The organism is Methylobacterium sp. WL116, from assembly GCF_008039455.1.
Classification (GTDB): Bacteria; Pseudomonadota; Alphaproteobacteria; order Rhizobiales; family Beijerinckiaceae; genus Methylobacterium.
This window is the reverse complement of the sequence record NZ_VRUV01000250.1, coordinates 1-6,575: the sequence shown is the minus strand read 5'-3', so window position 1 is coordinate 6,575 and position 6,575 is coordinate 1. Positions and strand designations below refer to the sequence as shown.

The 6,575-nt window shown below is 70.8% G+C and carries 8 protein-coding genes; 2 read left to right on the top strand and 6 right to left on the bottom strand.

Annotated elements, in window-relative coordinates; translation table 11 throughout:
• Window positions 1–615, top strand: a 615-nt coding sequence (locus FV223_RS17035; protein WP_147728146.1) for a TlyA family RNA methyltransferase, incomplete at its 5' end; no start/stop codon positions are given.
• A complete protein-coding gene (locus tag FV223_RS17030; protein ID WP_147728145.1) occupies window positions 602–1,852 on the top strand; it encodes a class I SAM-dependent RNA methyltransferase in 1,251 nt (416 codons plus the stop codon). The genes FV223_RS17035 and FV223_RS17030, both read left to right, overlap by 14 nt.
• A gap of 161 nt (window positions 1,853–2,013) precedes the next feature.
• Here the strand turns inward: FV223_RS17030 and FV223_RS17025 are convergent, their stop codons facing one another.
• The 6 genes from FV223_RS17025 to FV223_RS17000 form a co-directional block, all read right to left on the bottom strand.
• Entirely contained in the window at window positions 2,014–2,232 is a 219-nt protein-coding gene (locus tag FV223_RS17025) for a hypothetical protein (protein WP_243931806.1), read from the bottom strand.
• A 37-nt stretch (window positions 2,233–2,269) separates the two neighbouring features.
• Complete coding sequence (locus FV223_RS17020; protein WP_147728144.1) at window positions 2,270–2,743, bottom strand: hypothetical protein; 474 nt, start codon at window positions 2,741–2,743, stop codon at window positions 2,270–2,272.
• A 240-nt stretch (window positions 2,744–2,983) separates the two neighbouring features.
• A complete protein-coding gene (locus tag FV223_RS17015; RefSeq protein ID WP_147728143.1) occupies window positions 2,984–3,748 on the bottom strand; it encodes an SOS response-associated peptidase in 765 nt (254 codons plus the stop codon).
• A gap of 56 nt (window positions 3,749–3,804) precedes the next feature.
• Complete coding sequence (locus FV223_RS17010; protein ID WP_147728142.1) at window positions 3,805–4,809, bottom strand: magnesium transporter CorA family protein; 1,005 nt, start codon at window positions 4,807–4,809, stop codon at window positions 3,805–3,807.
• A gap of 86 nt (window positions 4,810–4,895) precedes the next feature.
• Window positions 4,896–5,756, bottom strand: a complete 861-nt coding sequence (locus tag FV223_RS17005; RefSeq protein WP_147728141.1) for an NAD(P)-dependent oxidoreductase — start codon at window positions 5,754–5,756, stop codon at window positions 4,896–4,898.
• A 33-nt stretch (window positions 5,757–5,789) separates the two neighbouring features.
• The coding region (locus tag FV223_RS17000; RefSeq protein WP_147728140.1) for an SDR family oxidoreductase at window positions 5,790–6,575 on the bottom strand (786 nt) is incomplete at its 5' end.

The following is a 6,575-nucleotide window of genomic DNA, read 5'->3' as shown; positions in this document are numbered from 1 at the left end:
GCGATCGAGGCCAGCGCGCCCCACCCCTTCGTGTCGCGCGGCGGCCTGAAGCTCGAGGCGGGCCTCGACGCCTTCGGCCTCGATCCGGCCGGGATCCCCTGCCTCGACGTCGGCGCCTCGACCGGCGGCTTCACCGACCTGCTCCTGCGCCGCGGCGCGACGCGGGTCGTCGCGGTCGATGTCGGGCACGGCCAGCTTCACGCCAGTCTGACCGCCGACCCACGGGTCACGAACCGCGAAGGGACCGACATCCGAACCCTCGCGCCGGGCAGCCTCGACCCTGCCCCTTGCCTTGCCAGCATCGACGTGAGCTTCATCGCCCTGCGCCTCGTGCTGCCGGCGGTGGCCGGGCTGCTGGCGCCGGGCGCGCACCTGATCGCGTTGATCAAGCCGCAATTCGAGGCCGGCCGCGAGCGCGTCGGCCGCGGCGGCATCGTCCGCGACGACGCCGTCCACGCGGAGGTCTGCGATGCGGTGCGCCGCACCCTCGCCGGCCTCGGCTTCACGATCCTCGGCCTGATCCCCTCCCCCGTCCGGGGCGGGGACGGCAACACCGAATTCCTCGTCGGCGCACGCGCCGATCGACCGCACGAAAGACCCGATGACCGCATCTGAAACCGTCACGATCCGTCGCCTCGGCGCGCGCGGGGACGGCATCGCCGAAGACAGCACGGCGATCGCCTTCGCGCTTCCGGGCGAGCGCGTCGCGATCCGGCGCGACGGCGGGCGCGGCGAGCTCCTCGGCATCGAGACGCCCTCGCCCGATCGGATCGCCCCGATCTGCCCGTACTTCTCCCGCTGCGGCGGCTGCGCGACACAGCACCTCGCGCCCGAGCCCTACGCCGCCTGGAAATACGCGCAGGTCGCCAACGCCCTGGCCCAGGCCGGGCTCGACCGCGCTCCCGATCCGCTGATCGACGCCCACGGCGAGGGCCGCCGGCGCATCACCCTGCACGTCCGCGAGGTCGAGGGCCGGGCCGAGGCCGGGCTGATGGCCGCGCGCAGCCACGCCCTCGTCGCGATCGACCATTGCCCGATCACGGTGCCGGCCCTGCATCGGGCCCCCGAGATCGCGCGGGCGCTCAGTGCGCCCCTCGGGCACGGGCGAAAGCCCCTCGACGTCGCGGTGACCGCGACCGAGGCCGGTCTCGACGTGGACCTGCGCGGCCACGGCCCGGTCGAGGCCGGCGTGCGCGCCACGCTGGTGCGGCTCGCCGGAGAGCTCGACCTCGCCCGCCTGTCGCTGCACGGCGACGTGGTGGTGGAGCGCAAGGCCGTCACGGTGGCCTCGGGCGACGCGCGCCTCCATCCGCCGCCGGGCGGCTTCCTCCAGGCGACGGCGGCCGGCGAGGCGACGCTGTCCGGGCTGGTGCGCGACGCCTTCACCAAGAAGACCAAGCGCGCCGTCGACCTGTTCTCCGGCTGCGGGCCCTTCACCCTGGCGATGGCGCGCACCGCCACCGTCCACGCGGTCGAGAGCGAGGCCGGCGCGCTGGCGGGCATCGCGCGGTCCTATCGCTCCGCGCTCGGCCTGAAGGGCGTCACCACGGAAGCCCGCGACCTGTTCCGCCGCCCCGTCCTCGCCCACGATCTGAACGGCTACGACGCCGTGGTCTTCGATCCGCCGCGGGCCGGCGCACAGGCGCAGGCGAAGCAGATCGCGGAATCCAAGGTGCCGCTGGCCGTCGGCGTCAGCTGCGACGCCGGGACCTTCGCCCGCGACGCGGCGACCCTTGTCGCGGCGGGCTTCGGCCTGGAGCGGGTCACCCCGGTGGACCAGTTCCGGTACTCGGGCCACGTCGAGATGGTCGGCGTGTTCCGCAGGGCGGTCGCGGTCAAGCGCCGGCTGTAGCGGCCGGCGTCCGCCTGGACGCGGTACCGAGCCCGCGCGGACGCGCGAGCCGGCGCGACGGGAGCGTCACGCCTCCCGGAGGCAGGGAAGAGGTCGAATCTCGTCGCTCCGTGCGGGTCGGTCGCCGCGAAGGCGCGGCGCCGCACACGGGGTGGGGCCGGCTACGAGCGGTCGGCCTCGGCCGTCACGAAGGTCAGGCAGCGGGCGCGGGCCTGCGGATCCCTGATGCGGTCGAAGGCTCGGACGAGGGCCAAGGTCTCGGCCTCGCGGGATTCGGGCTCGCCCCCCGTGAAGAACGTGCTGACCGGCTCATCGAGCGTTTGCGCGATCCGCTCGAGGCTCGCGCGCGCGATGGACAGATGGGCATCCGGCTTTTTCACAAGACGACCTCATAGGCACAGCCTCCCACGGAGCCAATCAATTTATCGAGACTCCGGCCGCCTTCGGCCCAAGGCTTTTGGCGAGATGGCGACCCAGGATCACCAGGGCCTTCCGCACGATGTCGGCGGCCTCGTCGTTCCCGGTCGCCACAGCTTCGCGGTAGGCGGCGGAGAAGTCCTCGACGACCGCATCGAGCGCCTCGCCGTTCATGTCGGCCAGGAGAGTCTGGACGGCGCCGACGGAGACGGCATGCTTCGGTTCCTGCCACGCCGGGGCGAAACGCGTGCTCGAGGATCGGATCGCCTCGCGCGACCGATCGATCGCCAAGCGGGACAGCGCCATCAGATCGTTCGAATGGCCGATGCGCCGACGGCTCTGTCGTATCCGGGTCTTGAGAGCTGCTTTCTCGCATCGATAAGCAATCATGGATATGATCTCGCAGGTGATGAAATCGATGATCGTGCAAATGCGAAAGCAATAGACGATAGGGCACTGACAGTTTTGCGTCAAACAAACGTCTGATGTTCAGATTTGTTAGTCGCGTGACCTGAGCATCAGGCTTTCGTGGACCCGGTGCGCAAACGCCGGCCACGTCGTGCCTCGATAGGGTCGGGGGCACGGCTGCCGCGCCCCAACCAACGTAAAAGTATCATAGGGCGGTTGGATGCTGCACGTTCACTCGGCCGGCGAGAAGTGACACCAACATAAGTTGTATGTCGGCCTCACGTTTCTGTTACCGCGTGTGCCGGTTCAGAACAGGCTGCCTTGCGCGTCCTCGTCGCTGGACCGCGGCTGTTCGGCTGCTGGACGATCCGCCGGTGGGATGGCCGGCTGAGGCCGGCCGACCGGCTCGATCAACGCCGCGTCGTCGTTGCGAACGGCGTTCACCCGGTCGGAGACCGGGTCGAGGCGGAGCCAGTCGTCCGGGCATGGCCGGCAGAGGGCCGCCGCCTCGGCCTGATCCACCGCGCGGGTGTCGAGCCAGGGTGCGACCTGCTCCGGCGCGAGGATCGCCGGCATCCGGTCGTGCACCGCCGCCATGGTTCCGTTGGCCCCCGTCGTGACGATGGCCGCCGTGTCGATCTCCGAGCCGTCCGCCCCGAGCCAGGATTCCCACAGGCCGGCGAGCGCCATCGGCGCGCCGTCCGCGCGGCGGATCGCGAAGGGTGTCCGCACCGCGCTGCGTCCGGTGCCCTCGCGCCGCCATTCGTAGAAGCCGTCGGCCAGGAAGACGCAGCGGCGGTGGCGCACCGCGCCGCGGAAGGTCGCCTTCTCCAGGATGGTCTCGACCCGCGCGTTGATCACCAGCGGAAAGGTCTTGGGGTCCTTCAGCCAGCTCGGCCAGAATCCCCAGCGCACCAGCCGGAAATGCCGCGCGCCGCCCTCGGCGATCACGATCGGCACGGGCTGCGTCGGCGCCACGTTGTAGCGCGGCGGGAAGTTCGGGCGCTCCGGGTAGCCGTAGAATTCGGCGAAGCGTTCGGGCGCCTGGGCGATGAAGAAGCGTCCGCACATCCCGAGAGGTTCCTATCCGCCGGCGATCGCCGCCCGCGGCGGCGCGCGGCGGCCGTCTAGAGCCACTTCTTCCAGCGGAAGAACACGTAAGGCAGCACGGCGGCGACGACCATCATCACCACCGCCATCGGGTAGCCGAAGCTCCAGTCGAGCTCCGGCATGGTCTTGAAGTTCATCCCGTAGATCGAGGCGATCAGCGTCGGGGGCATGAACACCACCGCCATGACCGAGAACAGCTTGATGATGTTGTTCTGCTCGAGGTTCACCAGCCCCAGAGTCGCGTCGAGCAGGAACTGGATCTTCGAGGACAGGAAGGTCGCGTGCTCCTCGAGCGATTGCAGGTCGCGCAGGGTCGAGCGCACGTCCTCGCGCAGCTCGCGCGGGGCCTTGGCCGTCCGGTAGGTGGCCGAGAGCGAGAGCAGGATGCGCTCCATCGAGACGAGGCTCTCGCGCTGCTTCGAGATCAGGTCGCCGTGGCGGCCGAGGGCGCGGAGCGTGTCCTGGAGCGCGGTGTTGCGCGCGCTCGGGTCGGCCTGGACCTCGAAGATCTTGCCCGAGAGCCGGTCGATGCGCTCGCCCTGGAGCTGGAGCACGTCCGCCGCGCGGTCGATCACCGCCTCGATCAGGCCGGCGAGGATGGTCTCGCCCGAGGGCGTCCCCGTCGGCCCGCTGCCGGTCGCCCGGCCGGCGCGCTGGGTGTACATCCGGAACGCCTGCGGCTCCTCGTAGCGCACCGTCACGAGCTTGCGGCCCTGCAGGATGAAGGTGATGCCGGCGAGCCCCGGATCCTCCGAATCGCTGACCTTCGAGAGCACGCGCCCGGTCATGTAGCGGGCGCCGTCCTCGACGTAGAGCAGCTCGGACGGCTCGATGTCCTTCATCTCCTCCCGCGTCGGCACCTGGATGCCCATGAAGGCCTCGACCTTGAGGTCCTCCTCCCGCGTCGGCTTGATCATGTCGAGCCAGACGGTGTCGTCGGGGATCGGGTCCTGCAGCTCGAGGGGGCGGCGCTCCAGCAGCATCTGGCCGGTGCCGGTGACCGGCTGGTGGATGAAGATCACGAAGAGCGAACCTGGGGATGGGCGCTCTGTCGAGCGCCGTCATGGGCGGGGGCGCTCACGCGAGCGCCGTTCAGGGACGAACGCGCTCAGTCGAGCGCGTGGGGCGGCGGCGCGCTTGCATCCGGCACGAAGAAGTCCGGCGCAAGGGGTACGCCCGCGGTGACGCGGTATTGCGAGAAATCCGTGACGCCGTTCTGCGACAGGAACGTGTCGTCGATCAGGAATTGGCCGGTGATCTCGCGAGCCGGCTTCAGAAACAGGGTATGGGCCGCGTCGGCGATGATCTCGGGGGTGCGGCTCGCCCGCATCAGCGCCTCGCCGCCGAGCAGGTTGTTGACCGCCGCCGTCGCGATGGTGGTGCGCGGCCACAGCGCGTTCACGGCGATGCCGGCCTTGCGCAGCTCGCCGGCGAGGCCGAGCACGCACAGCGACATCCCGAACTTCGCCATCGTGTAGGCGAGGTGCGGCGAGAACCACTTCTCCGCCATGTCGAGCGGCGGCGACAGCATCAGGATGTGCGGGTTCTGCGCCTTTTCCAGATAGGGAAGCGCGTATTTCGAGACCATGTAGGTCCCGCGCGTGTTGATCTGATGCATCAGGTCGAAGCGCTTCATCTCGGTCTGGCGCGTCGGGGTCAGCGAGATCGCGCTGGCGTTGTTGACCACGATGTCGACGCCGCCGAACGTCTCCGCGGCGCGCGTGAAGGCGTCGCGCACCGAATCCTCGTCGCGCACGTCGACCACCAGCGGCAGCGCCCGGCCGCCGGCCGCCTCGATCGCGGCCGCGGCGGTGTGGATCGTGCCCTCGAGCTTGGGGTGGGGCGTCTCGGTCTTGGCCGCGATCACCACGTTGGCCCCGTCGCGGGCCGCGCGCAGGCCGATGGCGAGCCCGATGCCGCGCGAGGCGCCGGTGATGAACAGGGTCTTGTCGGCCAGGGTACCGGTCATCGCTTCCTCCGCGCGTGGGTCGGGCGTTGCGTGTCAGGGCTTGATCCGGAACCGGGCGGGCTGCGTCCCGTCGGCATCCGTGAAACCGTATTCCGCCGCGATGTCGCCGGCGTGGATCACCCGGCCCGACCGGGCGATCACGTCGGGGTCTGCGGCGAGCGCCGCCAGCGCGCGGCCGGCATAGAGCGGGCTCTCGGTGGCGAGCGCGCCCTGCCCGAGGTCGCAGACGCGCTCGGTCCGCACGAAGCCCGGCGAGAGGGCGAGCGCGGTGACGCCGTGCGGGCGCAGCTCCTCTCCGAAGGCGAAGGCGAGGCGGTTCGTCGTCGCCTTGGCGAGGTCGTAGTAGACGTCGCCGAGGTAGCCCTCCTCGGTCCCGAAGGAGACCAGCGCGATCAGGCCCGATCCCGCCGCGATCATCGCCGGCGCCACGGCGCGGGCGAGCAGCAAACCGGGATAGGGGCCGACGCGGGCGAATTCCGCGAACGGCTCGGCCGAGCGGCGCCAGAACGGCGTGCCCCATCCGGTCCCGTCCGGGTAGCGCTCGCCGTCGTAGCCCTCGTTGCCGCCCCAGACGCTCGAGACCGCAACGTCGATGCGGCCGAAGCGGCGCAGGGTCCAGTGGACGAGCGCGTCGACGGCGCGCTCGCTGGTGTGGTCGCAGAGATAGTGGTGGCCCTCGCCGCCGGCGGCGTCGACCTCGCGGCTGGTGTCCTCGATCGATTCGGCGCGCTGCTCGGTGCGCGGCCCGGTCTCGCTCGACCGTGCGGTGACGACCACCGTGGCGCCCGCCTCGCCGAGCGCCCGGGCGATGCCCCGCCC

Bases quoted from the DNA above. Each gene is read 5' to 3' on its own strand.
- FV223_RS17030 (WP_147728145.1), top strand. From the start codon at position 602: ATGACCGCATCTGAAACCGTCACGATCCGTCGCCTCGGCGCGCGCGGG.
- FV223_RS17015 (WP_147728143.1), bottom strand. From the start codon at position 3,748: ATGTGCGGACGCTTCTTCATCGCCCAGGCGCCCGAACGCTTCGCCGAA.
- FV223_RS17005 (WP_147728141.1), bottom strand. From the start codon at position 5,756: ATGACCGGTACCCTGGCCGACAAGACCCTGTTCATCACCGGCGCCTCG.